We start from the raw sequence: 25077 nt of genomic DNA on the forward strand, positions 1-25077 counted from the left end.
CACACTTTATTAGTAATTGATTTTATAAAATCTAAGTAATTATAAATTATTTGTTTGGTTAGTTAGCTAAAGTTGCCTCAGATTTCTAATTATGAAAGTATTAACAGATTTGTTTGCAAACAGTTAAATAAATGTTATTAAACATTTTTTTGTGTAACACTTTAGAAAATATGTCGTCTCTTTAGTATAATCAAAAAACAAAATCAATTAATTTAAAATCTTTCATCATGAAAAAATCAGCAGTAATTATCGCAATCGCATTAGGATTCTCTTTTACATCTTTACATGCAACAACCGAAACATCAACATCTTCTACAAATTATGAGGTTACAGCCGTTGCTAAAGGTGCGGTTAATCCTTTTTGTATGTCTATTGTTAAAGGAGACTTAGAAACTGTTACAAAATTGATCGCTTTAGGTCAGGATGTTAACAAAAAATCAAATGGATTAACTCCTGCTATGTATGCAGCGAAGTTTAATAGAGTTGAAATTTTAAAACTTCTGGTAGAAAAAGGCGCAAAATTGCAAGTAAGATCAGAAAAAGGAATGACAGCAGAACAATATGCAAAGCTGTCAAACGCAAAAGATATCTTAGCTTATATAGAAGGCTTAGATTCTTAAAATACATACGTCTTGGAGAAGACAATTATTTGAGTTAGTTAGTTTAAAATGCACTTTAATATTTATTAAAGTGCATTTTTATATTTTTCTATAGATTCTCTAATTTTTTCTTTTCTATTTTCTGGATCAGGATGTGTACTCATACGCTCAGGAACACGGTTTGGGCCAGCAGCAGCTTTCAGAATTTCCATAACACCAATCATTTCCTCAGGATCATATCCAGCTAGCATCATAAATTTAACCCCTAAATCGTCACTTTCTAATTCATCATCTCTTCCATTGGTAAGTAGTGTGTTTTGACCTATACCACTAACTAATCCTCCAATATCACCACCAACTGATCCAGCTGTAGCTAAACCTTGCCAATACTCACTCTCAGCAATACGCTCTGCACTATGTCGACCAAGAACATGTCCAATTTCATGACCCAAAACTCCAGCAAGTTGAGACTCGTTTTCTAGTTTAGAAAATAAGGAATAAGTGATAAATATTTGTCCACCAGGCAATGCAAATGCATTAATAGTATTTGGATCGGCTAATAAATGAAATTCATATTTGTAAGGTGTTTCTCTAGCAATACTATTGTCTACTAATTTTTTACCAACATTATCTACAAGAGCTTGATATTGACTGTTTGGATGCAATCCACCATGTTGTTGTGCCATTTGTGGAGCACTGGCCAGACCTATTTGAATCTCTCTATCTGGAGTCATTGATATGGTTTGCATACGACCAGTGTATGGATTTTCTTCTCTCTGACTGCAGCGTTTTATTACAAAAAACAGAGCAATAGCAACGCCTATTAATAATCGTACTTTTAAATTTCTTCCTCTCATAATAGTGTAATTAGTGTTTATAAATTTACAAAAGTTCTGGATTTATATCCAAAATATTTTGGTTTAAGTAGTTCATAATGAATTCTTCAGAAAAATGATTACTTCCCATTAAGTTTTCCGAAGTAATAATATCCTTTAAAATTAACTTTTTATAGGCAGTGAGATAAGGTTTTGAAAGTGGTTTGTAGCTGTAATGCCACGGCTCATATTTAAAACCTTTTCTATCATATTTATTAGTATAAACTAAATAGAATCCATAGTTATTAGCATGTTGATCCATCCAGGTTTTAAATTTTGAAAAGCAACCATTGTCTTCAAAATGTGATGGTAATAAAACACGTCTAGGTTGTGTGACATTTGCATCAATGAGATCGATATCTGTTCCCCAATGATGACGAGATGTTCCAGGTATGGTTGAATATTCAATAATTTTTTTGATGCTATTTTCTGGGCTTAATCCTTGACGTGTATAGTGTTTATATTTTCGTTCCCAAATTCTATTTTGATGAGAAAAACTCCTATAACTAGACACAGCCTGAATACGAATGTCACTTTTTAACGCGTGAGTTGCCATTAATATAAAAGCATTATAGGCTTCCTTTCTTAATTTAAATTGTTCACCGTAAAGTTCTGGTTGTCCTTTTCCAATTAATTCGTCATAAGATAAACTATCTACAGTATTAAAGGCCATTTGTGGAAATAGCGTTACTCCTAAGCCTGAAAGGGTAGTGATTTTAAAAAAATGGCGTCTATTCATTATATTCAATACATAACATAAGTTATGCCAATTTTAGGTGTTTGGGTTTTCTATTTTATACAATTTAGCAGGCATTCCATCATAAATAGCTTCATTAATTAGTGTAAGTCCACATTTTTCGATGACTCTATGTGAGGCAAAATTGTCAATATGTGCATGAGCATAAATCTTTTTGAGATTCAATATATTAAATCCATAGTCAATACTTGCTTTAGCGCTTTCAGAGGCGAAACCTTTGCGCCAATGAGTTTTATAAAAGCGATAGCCAACTTCTACTAAATTTTCTAAAGGATGAAATTTTAATCCACACCAACCAATAAATTCATCATTATGTTTTTTGCAAACTGCCCATCGGCCCATGTTATATAGTTTGTATTGATTGTAAGATTTTAAAAATGATTTAGCTTTCTCAATACTTTCAAAGGGAACATCACCTGTGTATTTTAAAACATCTGGATCTGTATTCATATTGTAAAAATGAATAGCATCATCAATTATAAATTCTCTCAGATAGAGCCGTTCAGTTTCTAGAATATGATTCATTATATTAAACAATGATTGTGTCTCAAACTTAACCAAAATTTTTATCTTCACTTAAAATTAAAGTCATGCCATTTAAGTTTAAGTTGTTGCCCTCAGCAGAGATTCATAAAGTAATACCGTTAATTCAGAAATTAACTAATAATAAATTTTCAGATGAGATACTTAAACAACGCTTTACTGAAATGATATCTCAAAATTACGAATGCGCGGTTATATATGATGACGATATTTTGATTGGTGTTACTGGAATGTGGTTTTGTACACGACATTACATAGGTAAAACTGTTGAAATTGATCATGTTTATATTGATGATGGATATAGAAATAAAGGTTTGGGGAAACAGTTTTTAAGTTGGATTTATGATTATGTAAAGACTAAGGGGTGTAATTCTGTTGAGTTGAATACCTATGTGCAAAACTATCCCTCACATAAATTTTACTATAATGAAGGGTTTGAGATTTTGGGTTATCATTTTTTAAAAAAGTTCTAGGATTTTTTCTGTTACAACACAAAAGATATTTTATATTTGCATCCGGAATGCGAGAGTAGCTCAGTTGGTAGAGCGTCAGCCTTCCAAGCTGAATGTCGCCGGTTCGAACCCGGTCTCTCGCTCTAAGCTTCATCACTACGATGAGGCTTTTTTATTTTAAATGATTAAGTTCGGTTCCTGTATGAACTTCATAAGGCGCTTTATTGTACTCAAAAATTCTGGCATCTAATGGTCCGTTAAGGATTATAGAATCACCTTGAACCGCTAACCAGCTTCCCTCTCTAATGCCTACAACAGGTTGGGTGTTAAATTTATGAAATTCTTTAATTCTAGTCTCTCGAGTTTCTCCCATATGTTTACTCGTAGGATCTGGATCTAAATAATGCGGATTGATATTAAAGGGAACAAAACCAAAAGTTTTAAAACTTGGCGGATACACAATAGGCATATCATTAGTTGTGTTAACAGTAAGTCCGCAAATATTGCTTCCTGCACTTGTACCCAAATAAGGTGTTCCGTTTTGTACTACTGATTTTATGGTGTCTAAAAGATCGTTTTTATATAGTTGATTAACCAAGACAAATGTATTTCCTCCTCCAGTAAATATACCTTTAGCTTGGGTAATTGCTTCCTTAGGGTTTTCAAATTCATGAATGCCTTTAACAGTTTTGTTAATTTTTTTAAATGCGTCATTAACTTTTGCTGTGTACTCATCGTGTGTTATACCACTTGGTCTTGCGTAAGGAATAAACAAAACTTCTGAAGTGTTATTAAAAAAGATGCACAATTCTTCTAGAAGATAATCTAATGGTTCACCTCCATGAATTGTTGAAGTGCTCGCTATGATAATATTTTTCATTGGTCAAATTTTGTTGTAAATTTAGGTAAAAGCAAAATAAAGACATGGTTTTAATTTAACAAAAGTTTAGCCAGTTCTTATTATAAAATTAAGTTTTCAAACAGTTACTTTACAAGTCAAAACCACCAGCTATGAAAAAAGTTCTACTCTTGTTATTCTTATTAATGTCTATTTCAGCCACTTCTCAGCGATTTCAACGCGTAGAAGTTGATGGAAAAATAATTGTCGAAGGCAATGATGTCGAAGGTATAACAGTATATAATACATCATCTAATAATGGTGTAATTACTGATGAAAATGGCGCGTTTACGATCGAAGTAGCCCTTAATGATTTTATTGAAATTAGAGCCTTACAATATCAAAACTTTGATTTACAAGTGAGTCAAGCGATTATCGATTCAAAACGAATGCGGATTTTCTTGATTGAAGAAGTCAATAAACTAGATGAAATTTTAGTGTTAACGAAAGGACTTACAGGTGAGTTAAAAACAGATGTGTCTTCAGTAAAAACATTTAACCCTAAATTGGATGCCTTGTATTTTGGGATAAAAAAACTTGACGACTATGAGTTTTCAGATGATCTTCGAACCGAAGTAGAAAACCAAGCCATGCACTCACAATCACAAACTATGGTTAATGGATTGAATGTAGTTAATATTGTAGACCAATTATTAATTCCTTTGTTTAGAAGTAAAGTGAAAGATAAAGCAGCTAAAGGTATTCCAGATGTGCCAGTGAATTCTATTAAGTACTACTTTGGTTCAGAATTTATAATTGATAATTTTAATATCCCAGAACACCGAGTTGAAGAATTTATACAATATGTTGAAGATGATAAAACGTTTGACTTTTCATTGTTGAACTATGGTAAAGAGCTTGAATTTCTTGAGTTGTTAAATCAAAAAAGTAAAGCCTTTTTAAACGTTAAGAGTGATTAGAGTCCCATTTTTTTTCTTTTTTTTCTTTGCGTTTTTTTCTTCGGAAGCTGCCTCGCAAACTCAAGATATTACAGGAGTTATTAAAGCCAGTGGTGATGTGTTTGGTATTCATATTATCAATAAAACAGCGAACAAATTTACTATTACCAATGATGAAGGTGAATTTGAAATTCCAGCATCACTGAATGATACTATTATGGTGTCTAGTATTCAATACATTTTAAAAGAGTTTGTAGTAACAGACATTATTATACAAACGAAGGCAGTAACCGTGAATCTTGAAGATAATGTCAATGTTCTTGATCAAGTCACAGTAGGCAAAATATTGACAGGTGATTTAATGTCTGACATTGAAAATAGCGATGCAAAGCGTGATATTAATTTTTATGATTTGGGTATTCCTGGATACACTGGACCACAAAAAACTCAAAGTGAACGACGTTTATATGAAGCTAAATCGGGCGGTGGATTGGTTCCGCTTAACCCTTTTATTAATTGGTTATCTGGAAGAACGAAGCGGTTAAAAGAGCAAATTGAACGTGAAAAGACAGATGCAGCAGCAGATGAGGCTTACGCAACTTATGCTGAACTATTATTTGAAACAGATTCACTTGATATATCGAAGCATAAGGAGTTTTTTTTCTTTGTTGCCGATGACCCCAAATTTTTACCATTAGCTCAACTCGATAATGAATTGAAAATGCTAGAGTATTTAAAGGATAAGCTAAAGGTATTTAAACTTAGAATTGAAACAGATTAATCACATATTGCTCATGCTATTATTAGCACTTGGCTACTTAAGTAGTAGTGCTCAATCTATTAACTTGAAAGGCAAAGTTGTTGCGAGTTCTGACTTAGATGGTATACACGTGCTAAATATTTCTGCTCAAAAAAATACCATAACAAATAATAAAGGAGAATTTGAAATTGCTGCTACCTCTAATGATACAATACTAATTTCAAGTATTCAATATACACCTCAAACCATAATTATCGGGAAGGCGACTATAGATTTAGGTTATATTTCAATTTCGCTTAAAGATAGAGTTAATGAATTAGATGAAGTGGTAGTAGGAAAAGTACTTACGGGAAATTTATTATCTGATATTGAAAATAGTGATGCCAAACGCGATATAAATTTTTATGATGTTGGTATTCCAGGTTATACCGGAAGACCAAAAACTCAAAAGGAACGGCGATTATACGAAGCAGATGCTGGGAAATCTATTGTTATTGCTCCGTTATATGTAGGTGTAAATATTCATAAAATATTGAACAAAATTTCTGGCCGTACAAAAAAACTTAAACGTGCAGTCCTCTTAGAAGATCAAGATAACTGCGTCAAAAAAATGGCTTCTGAATTTTCAGAAGCTTTGTTTGGGGGTTATAATATTGAATCTGAATTGAGAAATGGCTTTTTTTATTACATTTCGGAAGACCCTAAAGCCTTAGAATTGTGTAATGAAAATAATAGTTTAAAAACATATGAATTTCTACTTAAAAAACTCTATCAGTTTAAAGATGACACTAATATTTCAGACGACTAAAGTCATTTGTTTTAGTAATGATTTTTAGTAGTACTTTCAATTTAGGGCTATATTAAAAAAGCTATTTTTATAAATTATCTATTGTTATGAAATACTTAAAATGTATTTACTTATTCTTCTTTTGTCTATCCTTATTAACAAATGTGTTTGGTCAAGAGGAATCTAAATCAGGACATGTAAACCTAAGTAAGTTTAAACAACTTAAAGATGAGTTTGCTACTCCTAATAGGTTTCGTACGGCGTCAGGAGCTCCGGGTCCTTCGTATTATCAACAACAAGCAGATTATAAAATCGATGTAGAAATTGATGATGCTGCCGCTAGGCTAAGTGGTAATGAAACAATTACCTACACCAATAATTCACCAGATGAATTGACGTATCTCTGGTTACAGTTAGATCAAAATGTTAGACAAAAAAGTAGGCCGTCAAAAGCTATTATAAAGAACACTTTAATTCCAGCATTAAGTCCTTCCAGTTATGTGTCAACATATATGAAACATAATTTTGATGGCGGATTTAATATTGAAAAAGTAGCAACTTTAGATGGAGAAGAGTTATCATACTTTATTAATCAGACGATGATGCGAATAGAGTTGCCTAAAGCTATGAAAACAGGTGATCAATTTGTTTTCAATATCACATGGTGGTATCAAATTAATAATCATGTAGAAGATGGTGGTCGATCTGGGTATGAGCTCTTTCCTGATGGAAATAGGACTTATGCTATTGCTCAATTTTATCCAAGAATGGCTGCTTATAATGATGTTGAAGGTTGGCAAAATTTTCAATATTGGGGAAGTGATGAATTTGCCTTGTCGTTTGGAGATTATGAAGTTAATATTACGGTTCCTTCAGATCATTTGTTAGATGCTACAGGACAGTTGCTAAATAGAAATGAAGTGTTTTCAAAAGATATGATGAGTCGCTATCAAAAGGCGATAAAATCATATAAAAAACCTGTAGTAATAGCAACCCAAGATGAAGCAGAAATTAGAGAAAAAAGTCACGAAAAGACTAAAAAGACCTGGCGTTTTTTGGCTAAAAATGTTAGAGATTTTGCATTCACTAGCTCAAGAAAATACATTTGGGATATGATGGCTGTTAAAATTGGAGATAAAACTGTAATGGCTGGCTCGCTTTACCCAAAAGAAGGGAATCCCTTATGGGAAGAATGGTCAACAAAAGCTGTAGCGAGCACTTTAAAATCGTATTCTAATCGAACCTTTGATTATCCTTACAACAAGGCTGTTTCTGTTCATGCCAAAGGACAAGGGATGGAGTATCCTATGATTTGTTGGAATTATGGACGACCTGATGAGGATGGTAGTTATAGTGATTATACTAAGTTTAGAATGATTGGTGTTATTATTCACGAAGTGGGACATAATTTTTTTCCAATGATTGTGAATAGTGACGAACGTCAATGGAAATGGATGGATGAAGGAGTTAATGCGTTTATACAATATTTAGCAGAACAAGATTTTGTGAAAAATTACCCAAATGTGTTGCCTGAAGATGAGATAGAATTCCCTCATAGGCGAGGTCCTGCTAATAAAGTTATCAAATATATGAGTGGAAATCAAGAACGATTGGCACCTATAATGACCAATGGTTTGTATCTGCATCAATCAGGAAATAATGCTTATGTGAAAACAGCCTCTGCTTTAAATATATTGAGGGAAGTCGTTATGGGTCCTGAATTATTTGACTATGCCTTTAAAACCTATGCCCAACGTTGGATGTTTAAACACCCAACACCAGAAGATTTTTTTCGAACTATGGAAGATGCATCTGCTATAGATTTGGATTGGTTTTGGAGAGGTTGGTTTTATACAACCGATTGGGTGGATATCGGATTTAAAGATGTAAAAACGTATTATGTGTCATCGATCCCTAATCAATATGCTAAAAACTATGCTCATAGTCGAGAGATAGAATTAGAAAAGTTGAACTGGGTATATTTAATTGAATCTGAAAGTGAACTATTTGATGAGACACTACTTCAGGGCTCTTCTGTTGAAAATTCTGCTGTATTGAGTGACTATTTAAAAAATAATTTTACAGCAAAAGAGAGGAGAAGGATGAAAAACCCTAAATTTTTTTATGAAATTACTTTTGAGAAGCCAGGTGGTTTAGTAATGCCGATTCTCTTAGAATTAAATTATGCGGATGGTACATCTGAAACTAAAATATATCCTGCTCAAATTTGGAGGTACAATGATGAAAAAGTTACCAAGGTAATTGCATCTGAAAAAGAAGTTACTTCAATGGTCATAGATTCTGAATTGAAAACAGCAGATGTAAATACTTCTAATAATAGTTGGACTAGAAAAGAGGATTAGACATTTTTATATCTTTAAATCTTCAACTAATGTCAAAACATCTCATTATATTTGCATCGTGATACAACTCGCTACATTTTTGTTTATTGGTGCACCTGAAGTCATGTTTATTCTCCTAATCGTGGTTATGGTTTTTGGCGCTGATAAATTACCAGATATTGCCCGTGGAATGGGTAAAGGAATGCGTATGCTTAGAGATGCTTCTAGTGATATCAAATCTGAAATCACCAAAACTGCTGAAAATCAAGGAGTCAATGCAGATGTTACTAAAGACATTTCCGAAGAAATCAATAAAGTGAAAGACGATCTTGAAGATTTTACGGGTTCGATCAAAAGAAATCTGTAATTGATAAATTCGTAATATGTTATTAACATTTTTATTAAAATCGTAATCATAAGGGTTTATGATTATGGATTATTTAATATATTTAGAACAACATTAACCGCTAAATCATATTAAATGAAAAACATGTACCTAAAGGTGTTGCTTCTTCTTGCAATTACCCTAGTTTCTTGTGCTAAAGAAGAAACATTTGTTGAAACCGAGTCTCAAGACATTCAATTCCCTAAAGACCCACTTACCATTGAAGAACTTAACAGTCGAATAAGTCAATCATTAAGAGCATCTGGTGATTTTGATTGGAATAAACAAAATGCTCATGTCTTGTGGAGTGCAGTGATGCATGGTCAAAATGTATTGACTATTGGCTATGGTGAAGAAGGTCAAAGTTTCTCTGAAGTTCGTGATGAAACATTAGAAGCTAAAAAGAATGCATTGATTGATATCGTTATTGAAAACGAGCAAATTGACAAAAAAGAACTGAAATTAGTTGAGCAAGACATTCTTAATGTGATTGATGTAGGTGTTTTTAGCATTGAAACTATTAAGGCGCTTAAAGCGCATAAAGATGTCCGTTATCTAGAACCTAATGGCTATAATCAGTTTACTTATGATGAAAGTCAAGATAATAATAGATCAAGTTCAGGTTGTGATAAAAATGGAGATTATATAAATCCGACGCATTATACAACTGTAAGTCCAAATAATGCACAAGTTGCTTGGAATTTTAGTGAACATAATATTCAGCAAGCATGGAGTTTAAGTACGGGCTCTGGAGTCACTATAGGATTAATTGATACAGGATTATCTAAATCACAGAATTTACTTACTTCATCAGGATTTAATGACGGGCAATCATCTGGTCGTTTTGTTCAAAAGTATGGAACGTTCATCGATTCATTTTGGTGGTGGTCTAGTAATTATGATGGGCCACATGATAAATGTGGACATGGAACAGCAATGGGGTCTACCATGGCATCACCTCGAAATGATAATGGAATGCCAGTAGGAGTGGCTTATAATTCAAATTTGGTGGCTTACAGAGCTACTGAAGATGTTGTGTTAAATGATTATCATGAGCGTAAAGGAGTATCTAATGCACTTATCCAATTAGGAAATCGAAGCGATGTGAAAATAATTTCCATGTCGATCGGCTATGTGTGGTCTATAGGCAATATTAAAGATGCTGTAAAGTATGCTTATAGTAAGAATAAATTGATATTTGCTGCTGGTGGAACATCAACAAGTTTTACAAATGGCTTTGGTGTTATTTTTCCAGCAACTATGAGTGAAACTGTTGCTGTTACTGGTGTAGATGATGGAAGTAACTATGAACGATGTAATACTTGCCATAGTGGAAGTAAAATTGACTTTACCATTATTATGGAAGGCGATAATAACACAAGTAAAGCACCCCCTGTATTAGGTTTTTATAATGGAGACCGACGATATACTGGAGGATCTTCAGTTGCGACAGCAACAACTGCTGGAATTGCAGCTTTAGTGTGGTCTAGGCATCCAAATTGGAGTAGGACACAGGTGTTAAATAGATTAAAACAATCTGCGGAATTTTATCCTTATAAAAATAGTAGTTTCGGTTATGGAAATATAGATGCATGGCAAGCTGTACAGTAATTTTGAAATAAAATAGTTAATTATAAACCTCTCCTTGTTTTGGAGAGGTTTTTTTATTCAGGTCATCCATATGTAATATGCTGTTCGTCGATTTCGACATTACAATTATGAAGTTTATCCGATAAAAAAGGGCATTCAACGATTATTTTATTGTAACTAGATGACTTAGAGATATTTTAACCGTCCCAAACAAACCTAAACCTACTATGAAAGCAAAACTACTATGCTGTTTTTTGTTATGTTCGTTTTTATCTTTTAGTCAAACTGAAAGAGTACTAATCAACAAAATTGATAGTTTAAATACATTAGCTTTAAGTCATTATCATAATAATGATATTGTTGAATCTTTTAATGTGTTTAATCAAGCCATTCATTTGTCAGATTCTATACAAGATAATTATGGGAATGCTGTTGCAAATTTTACAATTGGTAAAATTTATGACTTTATGCATGAATATGATAAGGCTGAAGAAAGCTTTACTAAAGTAATTAGGGTTTCAAAAAAAACTAATGATAATTTTTTGCTTGCTAGTTCATATTTAAGTTTGGGTAAAATGTTTATGCATAAAAAACCACCTACAAACCCAATACCTTATTTTGAAAAAGGTCTGTTCTATGCTAATAAAGAAAATATTAGTGATCACAATAACTATAATCGCAAGCCTGAATTATTGTTTAGTATCAGACTGAACTTGGCAAAATTGTATTTAAATGCTAATAATTTTCCAAAAGCGTTGATATATTTATCTAGAGCTCAGGAAAATTTAGACCAAATAGAAGCTATTGAGTATTCTAAAGCTCAATTAAATTTTGTGCAAGGTCAGTATTATTATAAGATTGGAGTTTATGATAGCGCTATTCTCAAGCTTACTGAAGCCGCGTATTTTTTGGAAGGCCAAAATAGTGTTGCAATTAATGATAAGAACCCATTGTTGAGTGAGATATATAAATCGTTGTCCTCTACTTATGCTAGTTTAGAAAAAGATAGTGAAGCCTATCAAGCATTATTAATGCATAACTCATATAGAGATCAATTTATAAATGAGGATAAAATTGAACAAGGTGTTATTGTAAAATCTAAATTTTTGATTGAAAACTATAAAAACGTTGCGCAACTAGCCAACTCTGAAAGAATAGAGCAATTAGCACAAAGCAATAAGATAAAAAACGTTAATATTATTATATCTATTACAGTGTTTTTATTATGTATTTCATTGCTTACAATGTACAGGAGTTATGTATCTAAGAGAAAACTGAGTAATATCTTAAAGAGGAGGAATGACGAATTAGAACACGCGAAAAATCAAGCTGAGAAATCTTCCAAGTTAAAAAGTAATTTTATATCCAATGTTACTCATGAACTTAGAACGCCACTCTATGGTGTTGTTGGGTTAACCTCTTTGCTTTTGAAAAATAATGACTTAAGCGAAAAAGACACCAAGTTTTTGAAGTCCTTAAAGTACTCGGGTGATTATTTATTAAACCTAGTTAATGACGTCTTGCAAATTGGGAAAATAGAATCTCAAAAAATTGAATTAAAGAACGTTACAGTTAATATTAGATTGTTACTCGAAAATTTAGTGAATTCATTTGATTATAGGCTTGAAGAGACAAATAATCAAATTCAAATCTCAGTAGATAAAAACATTCCGGAATTTATTAAGTGTGACAATGTAAGATTATCTCAGGTGCTTATTAACTTAATTGGAAATAGTATTAAGTTTACTGAAAATGGCAAAATAGAAATACGAATTAAACTTTTGAATGTTAACAAGGATGAGGTGTGTTTACGTTTTGAAGTTGAAGATGATGGTCCAGGAATTCCGAAAGAAAAACAAAAAATGATTTTTGAGAATTTTTCTCAATTAGACAAGAATAGTAATACCAACTATCAAGGTACTGGGTTGGGATTACCAATTACTAAAAATATTATCGAATTATTTGGAAGCACATTAGAAATTGAGAGCGAAACAGATTTGGGTACGACATTTAGTTTTGAATTGGCATTTGATATTGATAGAGAAGCAAAATCAGAAAAAGCTAAGGCAAAAAAGGCCAAAGGAGAAGCCATTGATATAACCCAAAAGTATAAAATTCTTGTTGCTGAAGATAATAAGATTAATCAAATCGTAACTCAAAATTTGCTACAACGAGAGAATTATGAATGCGTAATTGCTAAAAATGGATTAGAAGCATTAGATGCACATAAAGCAACAGATTTTGATTTAATTTTAATGGATATCAATATGCCTGTAATGAATGGAAACGAGTCCACACAAGCCATTCGAAAATTTGATGCTAAAACACCTATTTTAGCATTAACAGCTGCAGATATAGAACAAATAAAGGAAGATTATAAGCTCATTGGATTTGATGGTATTATCACGAAACCATTTGATAATTATGAGTTTTTTCAAACCATTTCAGAACATATTGAACGTGTAAAGTTTTCTGATGAACCTAGTAATTTTAAACTAGAGAAAGTATCCTAGTTTCATTTTTTTCGACTAATAGTAAGTCCATCCCTAATAGGTAAAACAACAGTTTCTACTCTATTATCAGTCTTAAGTAATGCATTAAATTCAATAACTGCTTTTGTAGATTTGTCTTTGTCGTTAACTGGTTCTATAACTTTTCCATGCCAAAGCACATTGTCTGATAAGATAATACCTCCTGGGTTTAGTTTATCAATGATTAAATGGAAATAATTTGAGTAATTTGGCTTGTCTGCATCTATAAAGATTAAATCAAATGTGATGTCTAAAGTAGGAATGATATCAAGAGCCGATCCTAAATGTTGATGAATATGTTGACCATAATCTGATTGATCAAAATACTTCCGTTGAAAATCAACTAATTCTTCATTCACATCTATGGTATGAATCTCACCATGAGTTTGAAGTCCTTCAGCCAAACATAAAGTAGCATAACCAGTAAAAGTACCTAATTCTAATATGGTTTTTGGACGAACCAGTTTCGATATCATACTCAGTACTCGACCTTGATACGGACCACTAAGCATAATAGGTTGTAATATTTTTTGATAGGTTTCTCTTGTGAGTTGTTTCAATAATTCAGGTTCATCTTCTGAATGCGAAACCACATAGTCATCTAATTTTTCAGGTAAAAAATGCATATATTATTAATGAACACCAGACATCATTTTTTTGATGATAGGTGAAATTAGCAATGCAAATATACCAACTATGATACTAATAACACCGAAACTGGCATAAACAGAAAGGTAAGAGTACAGCTGTTGGTAGCTATCACTATTTTGCATTGCCATTTCTGGCGTGATACCTGTAATGAATTCAACAATTTCTCCAAAAATGCCTTTTGTAAATACATTGGTTTCACCTTCAGTCACCGTTGTCAATTTAGCAATTTTTCCAGCAAAAAAGTGCCCGTAAAAATTTGCCGAAAACCAGACTCCCATGATAAAAGCTACATACTTTAGTGGTGAAAGTTCTGTCATTTTAGATAGTCCAATAGGGGAAAGAAATAGCTCGCCAATAGTGAGTACTAAATAGCCCAAGACTAAATATATCATTGAAGTTCGTGCAAATTCATCAATGCTATTTGCAGACAAGGCGAAAACTACAAATCCTAAGCCCAAAAAGATGAGTCCTAAACTAAATTTGATAGCTGAATTGGGATTCATTTTATGTTTGCTTAAGTAGGTCCAGAGCATTGAGAATGGAACGGCAAATAAGATGATAAAGCCGGCATTAATACTATTGGTTCCGGCAGCATCCATACCCACTAGATTGACATTTCTGTCTGCGAATAAGGTAAGTGAGCTACCAGCCTGTTCAAATATGGCAGAAAATAGTGTATATAAAATGGTAAAATAGACGGCTACTAATAAACGTTTTTTCTCTTTTTTTGTAACAGATTTTAGGATATAAACTACATAAAAGATTAGAAATAAAGAAACTACCCAAACGAGATAATGTTCAAATTCATGAAATTTTACAATCAAAGCAAATACTGGTACGGATAAAAATGCCGCAATTGTAATTATTTGTCCTTTATGTAATCCTAGCCTTGTGTCTTGGTAAGAGAATTTGTTTGGAGTTAATCCTTTGTTTCCAAAAACATTTTGCTTTAACCCTCTATTAAAAACAAACAAGCCTATAATCATACCTATACCAGCAAGAACAAAACCATAATGCCAACCATAGGCTTCTGCAAACCAAGCGCATGCTAATGGAGCAATCGCTGCACCTAAATTAATACCTAAATAAAAAATAGTAAACCCAGAATCTCGTCTAACATCGCCTTGCTCATATAATTCACCAACAAGCGAAGAAATATTTGGTTTAAAAAACCCATTTCCCACAATAATTAACCCTAATGATCCATAAAAAAATACTGGTGACTCAAAGGTTAAAAAGAAATGACCTAAAGCCATAAGTAGACCTCCAAGTAAAATAGCTTTTCTAAAGCCTAAAATTTTATCAGCTAGGATTCCACCAATCATGGGTGTGACATAAACTAATGACATATATGCAGCATATACGCCAAAAGCCATATCGTCTGTAAATAATAATTGCTTGGTCATGTACAGCACGAGAAGTGCCCGCATTCCATAGAATGAAAAGCGTTCCCATAATTCAGCAAAAAATAAGTAAATTAATCCTTTTGGATGTCCAAAGACATCATTAGAATTTGAAGTAGTCATCTGTTCGGTTTTTTGATTTAAAGGCAATGTATATTGTATTGGCTTCAAAATTTAACCGTGTAACTAATAATAATAAAAAATAATCAATTGTGCTTAATTGTAACTGATGCTTTAAGGCTTCAAAAGCTGTTTGTAGCCTTCGTTTTCTGGTGTTTTTGAAAATTCTTCAAGCAAGGTAGAATCGATAGTAATATGATTTGGAATCATTCGTAATCTATAGCGGCCTTCACCAATAAATGTAAATAAATCTCGTCTTTCAAGACGCTGAATAGTGTTTAACTCTAAAATAGAATTTATGTTTTCTATGATTCGAGTAAGGTAGGTTTGATTTTTTATTTCACCACCCAAACTTACCATTAAACTCTGTGAATTACCATCGCCATATTTTCGTCTTATGGCAAATTTCAATAAGTTTTTATATTGGGTCGTTTTTGATCCGAAATCAATGATTTCATCAAAAACGCCTTTAGTAGGGATGCTAATTTTTACTAAACTCCAATCTAAAAACGTGATGGTCATTTCATTGGGTTTTGGCATATTAGCTAAACGAATAACCCATGTAGTAGCTAAGACTAAGAATACGGCAATTAAGGAGGTTTTAGCTATTATTTTGACAAAATTATTACTAAAATCATTTCCGTAATTTACAAATACTTCAGACAGTTGAGAAGCAAAAACAAGTAGTACAATAAGTACAGAAATCACACCAACTATTTTCAAGCCTCTGTAAGCAAAAGTTCTGAATAGTGAAACACCTAATAGAGTACACATAAAAGCTGAAAGTATTAAGTCGGGTATTGCACTTATATTAATGCCATTTGAAGTGCTGTTTTCTCCAGTAAACTTAGAAAGTAGCATGGTGATGATTGCTGTAATAACAATAAGAACCAAAATAGTTTTTATATTCTTTTTATTATTATAAATAAACCGAGGTGCATAATAAAAATAAAACAGTGCCAATAATAGAAACATGTTATTGACTATTGATAGAAGGTGAATGCCAATTTGAAATCCATAAGTGTGCTTAAAGGTGAAATAATGCCCAGTATATGACCAGCATCCAGAAACTACCCAAATAAACATTGCTAAGCTAAGATATAATAAGCCTTTGTCAACACGTTTCTGATTATCATTTTCTTCTAGCAATTGAGAAAATCGCTGCCTAATATTTAACCATATTGCTAATAATAATATAGCACCTACTAAAGAAATAAATATGTGCGAAAGAATATAAAATTCTGAGACAGCAGTCATTATTAATTACCTAAAATTCGTTTAACAAGCTTGTCCTTTGCATTTTGATCATCACCACAAAGCCATTGTATTACATTATCTTCCCAAATGGCATCGCGTTCATTTTCGGTAATAATGTTACGGTCTATAGCTAAGTCTAAAATCTTACCAGGATATGACGATTGTTTTTCACTTTCCATTTCACCAAGTGGATAAGGGTCATCTAATCCCATTAGGACTTGTTTTGAAGTTTGGTTTTTTATTAATAAATCTAAACCACCTGTATCATGAACGAGTGTGTCAAAAAAGATGTTTGGATGTCCTACGGCTCTCCTTGGATGATTCTTGTCTTCAAATAAATCTGGACGACCATCAAACCCTTGTATACGTCGTCCTAAATTGATTTGTGCCAATTGTCCTCCATGAGCAAAACATACACGCATGTTTTTGTACTTTTCGTAATACCCATTCAAGGTTAAAAAATGATAGGCATCAGCACATTGTGCTAGCATCCAAATGAGATGAAAGCGCCATGATGTATTTTCTAGTTTTATAAATTTCTCGCCATCGTAAGGATGAACTTCAACAGCTAAATTATATTTATCTGCCAATTCGAAAATAGGTTCATTTTCCTCATCAAAAATACAACGCCAAGTTCCAATGGTATCCATGTAGTGCGTTGGTAAGCATAGTAATTGCATGCCTAATTGTTCTACACATCGCTCAATTTCCCAACATGCGCCTCGTACAAACCCTGGGTGAACCACAAATCCACAAGTGAATTTACTTGGATTATCTTGTTGGATTTTAGCATTAAAATCGTTTTGAAAACGTAGGGCTTGCTTCATTTCTTCCAAACGCAACCCATTGCCATAGAGTTGTGATAAGTTGAGTACAACGGCATGATCAATTTTGAAATGTTCCATCCAAGCGAGCTTTTCATTTAGAAAGAAACTCGAATCGGTAATTGGGCGATTCCAATCTTTTTGAAGCATAAACTTACGATCCTTGTCTACCCAAAAAATCCCTTTATCTTTCATAAATTCAGGTATTTCCTCAGGATAGGGTAATAAATGTGAATGACCGTTTATTCTTAGTTTGCGTTTTTCCATAGTTATGACTCTAAGTTTGACTCAGAACATCTTAAAAATTAATCTTCGATTTGTACTTTTTTTGGAGGTTGCATCACTTCACCGCAATTAGGACAGCTTCGTTTATCTTTATCGCCATAGTATTTATCAAAGATGGCAGGCATATCAGTTTCAATATTATCTAAAGTAAAATCTTCCTCGTAGAGTTTTGTGGTACAGTTTTCACAGAACCAAAGTAAAGCATCTTGTACGCCTTTTTCTCTTGGATACTCAATTACCAAACCAACTGTATTTGCGCCACGTTGCGGAGAATGTGGTACTTTAGGTGGTAATAAAAAAATCTCACCTTCTCTTATATGAATGTCTTTTGGAGTGCCTTTGTCAATCACTTTTAAAACAATATCTCCTTCTACTTGGTAGAAAAATTCTGGAGTTTCGTTATAATGATAATCCTTCCTGCTGTTAGGACCACCAACAACCATGACAATAAAATCACCATTTTTCCAAACGACCTTATTGCCTACAGGTGGTTTTAATAAATGTCTATTCTCGTCAATCCAAGCTTTGAAATTTATTGGAGGATATAATGTACTCATGGTTAAAATGTGTTTTTTGGGCGTTACGCTCTTCCACTAAAGTTGCAGAGCGTCAGGCTTTCCACTATATCTTTTTGTAATGTCACCTTGAGCACAGTCGAAAGGTCTTTGGTAAAACAAAAAGGATGTCGTATCAATCCTTAACGCAAATTCATCAATTCAATAAAATTACTAATAAAAAACGATTTTTATGTGCTTATAACGACTTTGTTCTTCCTCCATCAACCGGAAGATTAATTCCGTTAATATAGGATGCTGGCTCACTCGCTAAAAATGTAATGGCAGCAGCCAATTCTTCTGGCTTAGCAAAGCGTTTCGCAGGAACTGCTTGGCGCATTGCATTTGCTGCTTCATCTTCTGTTTTTCCTGTTTTAGCCGATTTGTTTTTAATGATTTCTGTTAAACGTTCTGTTCCTGTAGCTCCAGGTAACACATTGTTAACAGTAATCCCAAATTGCCCTAATTCATTGGCTAAGGTTTTACTCCAATTGGCTACAGCTCCTCTAATAGTGTTGCTTACGCCTAAACCATCTAATGGCTGCTTTACTGATGTAGAGATTACATTTACGATACGACCATAACTTTCTTCTTTCATAAACGGAACAAGGGTTTGCGCTAAGACGTGATTACATTTTAAATGTTGCGTAAATGCCTGTTCAAATTCATCTACTGAAGCAGAAAATACTGGTCCTCCTTTTGGACCTCCAGTATTATTCACTAAAATATGAAAGCCATGATGAGTATTAATGTAAGCGTTAACTTTTTCCTTGAGGTCTTGTGGATTTGAAAAATCGGCAACAATATAATTATGAGGCCTGTGTTGAGGTAATTCAGCTAAAGTTGCTTTTAATTTATCTTCATTTCTCGCGATAAGAGTAACAATAGCACCTTCTTCAGCTAATGCTATTGCTGTTGCTTTTCCTATGCCAGCAGTACTGCCACAAACTAAAGCGTATTTGTTGTTAATGTTTAAGTTCATTTATTTTGTGAATTTAAAACTGTTTAAAATGCTAGTGGCAATTGTACTATAGTCATCATATTCTGTGGTAGAAGCTGAATAAGTGATGATGTAAGCTGTATCATTTTTTAGCAATACATATTGTCGAAATTTTAATTCTATAGCTCCAAAAGAAGCACTCCAAATTAAATCTATGGCATCAACACCATTTACAGAAATAGTATTGTTAGAAATAATTTTTGAGGATGGTATTTGAGTCTTTATCATGTCTAAAGAGGCTTTAGAATATTCGGCTAAAGTTGGATATTGTCCGTTTAGAAGTTCTGTTGACATATTGATGTTTTCTCTAAACATATCTTTGTTCTGAGAACTAATGTCTGACATCAATAAAAATTGAACGTTGGGTTGAGGTTTTTGATCGCTACTTTCCCATGTGTCAGGATAAGTCACGCTATAACCATCTTTTTCTATAGTCTTCTTATCTTGAGCATATCCAACGGTAACTAAAAAGGCTAATACTAATGTTGTTATTTTGAATTTCATATCATAGTTTAATTTAATATTTGATACATACATTTTTTGCTTCAGTAAAAAAACGTAAAGCTTCAAAACCACCTTCTCGTCCAACACCAGATGCTTTGACGCCTCCAAATGGAGTTCGTAAGTCGCGCATCATCCAAGTATTTACCCAAACAATACCAGCCTGTAATTGGTTACTCATTCGCATAGTACGTTTCAAATCGTTTGTCCAAAGCGTAGCAGATAATCCATATTTTACTTTGTTGGCCATTTGTAAAACCTCATCTTCTTTATGAAATGGCATAATGGTTACTACTGGACCAAAAATCTCTTCCTGATTCACACGACAGTCGTCTGTTACGACTTCAATAACAGTAGGAGAGAGGTAATAGCCATTTTCATAGCCTTTCACAGAAACATCATGTCCACCACACAATACAGTTCCATTTTCATCTTTCGCAATTTGGATGTATTCTTTTACTTTATCCAAATGAGGTTTAGAAACTAAAGCACCAATATTAGTACTGTCTTCACTTGGATGACCAACCTTAAGTGCTTTCACTTTCGACACAAAATCGTTTTTGAACTTTTCGTAAATCGAGACTTCCACAAAATACGACTTCCACAAAGACAAATCTGCCCTTGATTTGCAAAGGAGGAACGTACAGTTGTATTCAACATATCCTCATAATCACAATCGGCAAATATGATATTTGGATTTTTACCTCCTAATTCTAGAGATAATTTCTTAAACATTGGAGCGGCTACTTTAGCAATATGAGCTCCTGTTGCTGTGCCTCCAGTGAAAGAAATGGCTTTTATATCAGGATGTTCAATGATAGCTTGACCAGTAGAACTGCCCAATCCATGAACAATATTTAATACGCCTTTAGGTAATCCAGCTTCGTTGCAAATTTCACCAAGTAAATAGGCAGTCATTGGTGTGACTTCACTGGGTTTTGCTACAACGCAATTCCCTGTTGCCAGAGCAGGCGCAATTTTCCAAGTAAACAAATAGAGTGGAAGATTCCAAGGAGAAATACAACCTACTACACCAATGGGTTGACGCAAGGTATAATTAATGGCTTGTTGCCCAACACTTTCATGACTTTCACTGGCAAATTGCGTGATCGCATTTCCGAAGAACCGAAAATTACTAGCAGCTCTTGGGATGTCGACACTTTTAGCCAAAGACACAGGTTTACCATTGTCTTTAGATTCAGCCTTAGCAAAACGTTGTAAGTTGGTTTCTATTAACTCTGAAATTTTAATAAGAATACGACTGCGTTCTTCTAAGGGAGTTTGCGACCAACTAGGAAATGCTGATTTTGCAGCAATATAGGCATTCTCAACATCTTCTTTAGATGAGTTTGGTATTTGTCCGTAAATCTCACCATTAGAAGGATTAAAGTTATCAATCCACCTATTAGCAATGGGAGGCGTATACTTTCCGTTGATGTAGTTTTGAATGTTCATAAGAGAACGATTGATTTGAGCCTACAAGTTAAACGTTATTTGGTATAAATTCTAGTGTAATGTATAAAGAATTTTCAAGGTATTTGGTTTGATTTTAATTCTCCAGTGAATTGATTTCTTTATCTATCAATGAAATTAGTTCATTAACCTTAACTGAAGCTTCGTTAAAAGAAATAAACTGTGATTGAGCATTATAGGGAATACCTACAACTCCGTTTATAAATTCTTTATCATTTATTAGTGTAATTAAGTCTTTCTGAAACTCATTAAAATAAATACTCATTTCTTCTTTTGAAAACTCTCGTTTAAGAATATTTCTTTGATTTGGGTCTGTAACAAAAGCATTACTAGTATTTATTATTTTCATTGTTGGCCCATGTAAACGATCTTTATGTTCAACTTTTAGCACTTCTTGGTTATTTGAAATTGCTTTGTAAAGTTTATCTAAATCTAATAGTTTTATTTTTACAGAATCATTAGATATTATATTTAAGTTTCCGCTGCTCACCATTTCGTTAAAAGTAATTTGATTAATATTTATATCTTTCCAATTACCAAGATCTATGAAATATGGCAGAATTTTAACTACTGTATCCTGGTTTTTACTAAACCTAAAATTTAAAAAAACATGAGCAGCTGCTAATTGTTTTTTCTTACGGTTTAGGGTTTCTTTCCATAGCGTTTTATTCTCTTCTAGATCTACTGTCAGTCTTTTTAAATAGCTTAGTTCTATTATCCTTTCCTTTCTGTTTTCATTCCAATTGTTAATCTGAAGAGCAATGAGAATACCAATGACAACTAGGATAATCTCACCAATGGCGTATTTGAAGTACTTACCAGTTTTGTTTTCACTCATTAGGTTATAGCGTATTTTACGGAAAAACTTAATCATTATTATTAATATTTTGCGTTCTTAAGTTTTCTAAAAGTTGTATTGTTTTATCAAGTATTAACGAACTGTACCTTCTTCCATTTTGCTCCAATACGATTTTAAAAGTTGCAACACTGGTGAATAGACTTGAGAACTCTTTCTTATTAATGTTACTCCACATTAATTTTTGAACAGGCGATTCTACTTGTGGAACCTCTGCAATCAATGGGTAAGATTCAGCATATTTACTAAGCTGTCTAATATAATTGTCGTTATGTTTCTCAATAGATAAGTTAAACTGTTCGTGTAAAGAATTTAACTCCATTAGGTCATTTGATATATCTTCATCAAATAGTTCAATATTTCCGGAAGCAATTAAGGTTTTAAACGTTTGATTATTAAAAGAATTAGTAAAAACACTAGTAATTTGTTTGAATTCATATCTGGCAATAATTATTAAGCTATCTACATTCAAAGTTTTACTATTAACTCTTTTAAAATGGTTTAAAGTTTGATTAAAATCTTGTTCGGTGGCCTTTAAAAAGCGCCTTAAAACTGTTGAGTCTTGTTTTAGATTCGAAATGAGAGATTTGCTATAAGCTTGTTTTAGTTTATCTTTTTGCCTCAAATCATTCCAAGTATTAATTTGAAGTGCAATAAGAATACCAATCACCACAAGAATAATTTCGCCAATGGCATATATTAAGTATTTACTGAATTTATTTTCAGAGAGCAGCTGTTGTCGGATACGTCTAAAGAATTTAATCACTATGTAAAAAATAAAAAGTGATTAAGCAATGGGTGGTTTGAGGTTAGTACACTTAAAAATAAGTAATTCTACTGATTAGTATCGGTTTAATTTAAATTGTTACAATAGAGTTTGTATCACACTTCGACTGCGCTCAGTGTGATAATTAGGTTAATCATTAAGATTTCTTGTAGGCCATGACCTTAATCTCTACCACTAAATCCGGATGAGGTAATTGGTGTACGGCAACTGTAGTTCTGGTTGGTCCAGTAGCTTTGTCAAAGAATTCACCGTAGGCTTTGTTGTAGCCTGCAAAGTCATTCATATTGACTAAAAACGATGTGACATCAACAACATCTGCTAGCGAAGCACCAACTTTTTTTAAATTTCTATCGATATTCTTTAGAACTTCACGTGTTTGGGTTTCGATGTTGAGACGTTTGGTTCCCATCTGATCAATAATATCCACACCAGCAATAGTATTGTCTGGTCGTCGAGAACTGGTTCCTGAGACGAAAATAAAATCGCCAACTTGTTTGATGTGCGGGTAAGCTCCTCTTGGTGTTACTATGTTTTCGCTCATAATGTTTTAGTGTAGTCCAGCGATTCTATCGTCTTCTAGAATGGCTTCGGTTTCTGTTTTTACTTTGTCTAAAATATCTTTAATGTCGTCTTCTGTTGAGATAATCCCATCAGACAGCATATTTAAAATAGCTTTGTCTTGGGCTCTTCCTCGTAGCATAGCATTTCTGTAACCAATATGTTCATTAAATGTTACTAAACTATACTTAGAAGAATAGTCCTCTGGGAAGGTCTCTTCTAACGCCATTTCAATTTTTCGTTTCTCCTGAAATATGGCTTGACCAACATGATCCTTCATTTCATGAAAGTTGTCTATAGCTAAATCTGCAATAGCATCGGTATCTTTTTTTCTTATTTTTTCATATTCAGAAAACGTAGTTTCCCAATCACCTTCATGTTGATCTAAAACAGCGTCAAATTCAACAACATCTTCAAATGAAGCGTTCATTCCTTGTCCGTAAAACGGAACAATGGCATGAGCAGAATCTCCCATAAGCAACGTATTGCCTTTATAATGCCATGGCGAACATTTTACAGTTCCTAAAGGTGATGTAGGGTTTTCAAAAAAGTCATCTACTAAGTTTGGCATCAATTCTAACGCATCAGGAAATTCCTTTTTAAAGAATTCGGTTACAATTTTAGGCGTTGTTAAATTATTAAAATTGTATTCACCTTCGTCATAACTTAAGAATAAAGTCACTGTGAAACTGCCATCTAAGTTAGGTAAAGCTATGAGCATAAAATCACCTCTAGGCCAAATGTGTAAGGCGTTTTTATACGTTTTGTAATCTCCATTTTCAGTAGGAAGAATAGAGAGTTCTTTGTAGCCATGAGTAAGATAGTCTTGAGAAAAACTAAACAAAAATTTACGTTCTAGGTAGTAACTTCGTCGTAAAGCTGAACCTGCGCCATCTGTAGCTATAATTGTATCGGCATCTTCTATGAATTCATCTTTTGTAAGATAATCAATAAAGAGTGCCGTTGTATTTTCAAAATCTACTGATTTGCATTTTTTGTTGAAATGTATTGTAACATTCTCGTGAGTTTCGGCCTCATCAAGAAGCAAAGCATTTAAACCTCCTCGAGAAATAGAATTGATAAATTCATGATCTCTTCCACTATAATTTGATAATAAGGTATTACCATCTTTGTCGTGGAGCATGCGTCCATTCATAGGAATACAAAGTGCTTTCACTTTGTCTTCTATGCCAACAAGTTTCATGGCTTTATTTCCTCGATCTGAAAAGGCCAAGTTAATCGAACGACCTGCAGATATATCTGTCTTACGTAAATCGGGACGCATTTCGTAAACTGTTACGTTATAACCACGTTGTCCAAGTCTTAAGGCAAGGAGGCTTCCACAGAGTCCTGCACCTATGATTAATATATTTTGTTGTTTGCTCATAAA

The 25077-nt window shown here is 33.2% G+C and carries 24 protein-coding genes, 1 tRNA gene and 1 pseudogene; 10 read left to right on the forward strand and 16 right to left on the reverse strand.

Annotation, left to right across the window (positions count from 1 at the left end):
• Nucleotides 1-227 precede the first annotated feature (227 nt).
• Entirely contained in the window at nt 228-620 is a 393-nt protein-coding gene (locus ACTU6T_RS09525) for an ankyrin repeat domain-containing protein (RefSeq protein WP_460217981.1), read from the forward strand.
• A gap of 65 nt (nt 621-685) precedes the next feature.
• Here ACTU6T_RS09525 and ACTU6T_RS09530 read toward each other — a convergent pair whose 3' ends face one another.
• From ACTU6T_RS09530 to ACTU6T_RS09540, 3 genes are read right to left on the reverse strand one after another with little or no spacing between them, the layout of a single operon-like run.
• Nucleotides 686-1456, reverse strand: a complete 771-nt coding sequence (locus ACTU6T_RS09530) for a M48 family metalloprotease (protein ID WP_460217982.1) — start codon at nt 1454-1456, stop codon at nt 686-688.
• 25 nt (nt 1457-1481) lie between these two features.
• Entirely contained in the window at nt 1482-2213 is a 732-nt protein-coding gene (locus tag ACTU6T_RS09535; protein WP_460217983.1) for a M15 family metallopeptidase, read from the reverse strand.
• A 33-nt stretch (nt 2214-2246) separates the two neighbouring features.
• Nucleotides 2247-2756, reverse strand: coding sequence for a GNAT family N-acetyltransferase (locus ACTU6T_RS09540; protein ID WP_460217984.1), 510 nt, complete (start codon nt 2754-2756; stop codon nt 2247-2249).
• 65 nt (nt 2757-2821) lie between these two features.
• Here ACTU6T_RS09540 and ACTU6T_RS09545 point away from each other — a divergent pair, with 65 nt between their 5' ends.
• Both ACTU6T_RS09545 and ACTU6T_RS09550 read left to right on the forward strand, forming a co-directional pair.
• Nucleotides 2822-3247: a GNAT family N-acetyltransferase gene (locus ACTU6T_RS09545; RefSeq protein ID WP_460217985.1), complete on the forward strand. Its 426-nt coding sequence runs from the start codon at nt 2822-2824 to the stop codon at nt 3245-3247.
• 49 nt (nt 3248-3296) lie between these two features.
• A tRNA-Gly gene (locus tag ACTU6T_RS09550) sits at nt 3297-3369 on the forward strand.
• Nucleotides 3370-3398: 29 nt separating this feature from the next.
• On the opposite strand, the gene pepE is transcribed toward ACTU6T_RS09550, so the two are convergent.
• Nucleotides 3399-4106, reverse strand: a complete 708-nt coding sequence (gene pepE, locus ACTU6T_RS09555) for a dipeptidase PepE (protein WP_460217986.1) — start codon at nt 4104-4106, stop codon at nt 3399-3401.
• Nucleotides 4107-4237: 131 nt separating this feature from the next.
• On the opposite strand from pepE, the gene ACTU6T_RS09560 reads away from it, so the two are divergent.
• The 7 genes from ACTU6T_RS09560 (at nt 4238) to ACTU6T_RS09590 (ending at nt 13400) form a co-directional block, all read left to right on the forward strand.
• Complete coding sequence (locus tag ACTU6T_RS09560; RefSeq protein WP_460217987.1) at nt 4238-5044, forward strand: carboxypeptidase-like regulatory domain-containing protein; 807 nt, start codon at nt 4238-4240, stop codon at nt 5042-5044.
• A complete protein-coding gene (locus ACTU6T_RS09565; RefSeq protein WP_460217988.1) occupies nt 5037-5804 on the forward strand; it encodes a peptidase associated/transthyretin-like domain-containing protein in 768 nt (255 codons plus the stop codon). The genes ACTU6T_RS09560 and ACTU6T_RS09565 overlap by 8 nt, the downstream gene beginning before the upstream one ends.
• Nucleotides 5791-6591: a carboxypeptidase-like regulatory domain-containing protein gene (locus ACTU6T_RS09570; RefSeq protein ID WP_460217989.1), complete on the forward strand. Its 801-nt coding sequence runs from the start codon at nt 5791-5793 to the stop codon at nt 6589-6591. The genes ACTU6T_RS09565 and ACTU6T_RS09570 overlap by 14 nt, the downstream gene beginning before the upstream one ends.
• 86 nt (nt 6592-6677) lie before the next feature.
• Nucleotides 6678-8933, forward strand: a complete 2256-nt coding sequence (locus ACTU6T_RS09575) for a M1 family metallopeptidase (RefSeq protein ID WP_460217990.1) — start codon at nt 6678-6680, stop codon at nt 8931-8933.
• A gap of 58 nt (nt 8934-8991) precedes the next feature.
• Nucleotides 8992-9279, forward strand: coding sequence for a twin-arginine translocase TatA/TatE family subunit (locus ACTU6T_RS09580; RefSeq protein ID WP_460217991.1), 288 nt, complete (start codon nt 8992-8994; stop codon nt 9277-9279).
• A gap of 114 nt (nt 9280-9393) precedes the next feature.
• Nucleotides 9394-10908 carry a S8 family peptidase gene (locus tag ACTU6T_RS09585; protein ID WP_460217992.1) on the forward strand — a complete coding sequence of 505 codons (1515 nt, stop codon included), beginning with the start codon at nt 9394-9396 and terminating at the stop codon, nt 10906-10908.
• Between the two features lie 206 nt (nt 10909-11114).
• Nucleotides 11115-13400: an ATP-binding protein gene (locus ACTU6T_RS09590; protein ID WP_460217993.1), complete on the forward strand. Its 2286-nt coding sequence runs from the start codon at nt 11115-11117 to the stop codon at nt 13398-13400.
• Between the two features lie 2 nt (nt 13401-13402).
• On the opposite strand, the gene ACTU6T_RS09595 is transcribed toward ACTU6T_RS09590, so the two are convergent.
• The 12 genes and pseudogenes from ACTU6T_RS09595 to ACTU6T_RS09650 form a co-directional block, all read right to left on the reverse strand.
• Nucleotides 13403-14044: an O-methyltransferase gene (locus ACTU6T_RS09595; protein WP_460217994.1), complete on the reverse strand. Its 642-nt coding sequence runs from the start codon at nt 14042-14044 to the stop codon at nt 13403-13405.
• A gap of 6 nt (nt 14045-14050) precedes the next feature.
• Nucleotides 14051-15643 carry a peptide MFS transporter gene (locus tag ACTU6T_RS09600; protein WP_460217995.1) on the reverse strand — a complete coding sequence of 531 codons (1593 nt, stop codon included), beginning with the start codon at nt 15641-15643 and terminating at the stop codon, nt 14051-14053.
• A gap of 63 nt (nt 15644-15706) precedes the next feature.
• Nucleotides 15707-16849, reverse strand: coding sequence for a hypothetical protein (locus ACTU6T_RS09605; RefSeq protein WP_460217996.1), 1143 nt, complete (start codon nt 16847-16849; stop codon nt 15707-15709).
• 2 nt (nt 16850-16851) lie between these two features.
• Nucleotides 16852-17940, reverse strand: a complete 1089-nt coding sequence (locus ACTU6T_RS09610; RefSeq protein ID WP_460217997.1) for an amidohydrolase family protein — start codon at nt 17938-17940, stop codon at nt 16852-16854.
• Between the two features lie 38 nt (nt 17941-17978).
• Nucleotides 17979-18515 carry a 3-hydroxyanthranilate 3,4-dioxygenase gene (locus ACTU6T_RS09615; RefSeq protein ID WP_460217998.1) on the reverse strand — a complete coding sequence of 179 codons (537 nt, stop codon included), beginning with the start codon at nt 18513-18515 and terminating at the stop codon, nt 17979-17981.
• A 196-nt stretch (nt 18516-18711) separates the two neighbouring features.
• Nucleotides 18712-19494, reverse strand: a complete 783-nt coding sequence (locus tag ACTU6T_RS09620; RefSeq protein WP_460217999.1) for an SDR family oxidoreductase — start codon at nt 19492-19494, stop codon at nt 18712-18714.
• Nucleotides 19495-20016, reverse strand: coding sequence for a PsbP-related protein (locus ACTU6T_RS09625; RefSeq protein ID WP_460218000.1), 522 nt, complete (start codon nt 20014-20016; stop codon nt 19495-19497). It lies immediately after the preceding gene.
• A gap of 13 nt (nt 20017-20029) precedes the next feature.
• Nucleotides 20030-21468: pseudogene (locus ACTU6T_RS09630) on the reverse strand (aldehyde dehydrogenase).
• 94 nt (nt 21469-21562) lie between these two features.
• Nucleotides 21563-22324, reverse strand: a complete 762-nt coding sequence (locus ACTU6T_RS09635; protein ID WP_460218001.1) for a DUF6090 family protein — start codon at nt 22322-22324, stop codon at nt 21563-21565.
• 28 nt (nt 22325-22352) lie between these two features.
• Nucleotides 22353-23108, reverse strand: a complete 756-nt coding sequence (locus ACTU6T_RS09640) for a DUF6090 family protein (RefSeq protein WP_460218002.1) — start codon at nt 23106-23108, stop codon at nt 22353-22355.
• Nucleotides 23109-23265: 157 nt separating this feature from the next.
• Nucleotides 23266-23670 (reverse strand): RidA family protein, encoded by a 405-nt coding sequence (locus ACTU6T_RS09645; RefSeq protein WP_460218003.1) that lies wholly within the window; start codon nt 23668-23670, stop codon nt 23266-23268.
• 6 nt (nt 23671-23676) lie between these two features.
• On the reverse strand, nt 23677-25074 hold the full coding sequence (locus ACTU6T_RS09650) for an FAD-dependent oxidoreductase (protein WP_460218004.1): 1398 nt from the start codon (nt 25072-25074) through the stop codon (nt 23677-23679).
• Between the last annotated feature and the right edge of the window lie 3 nt (nt 25075-25077).

The organism is Psychroserpens citreus, assembly GCF_055686305.1.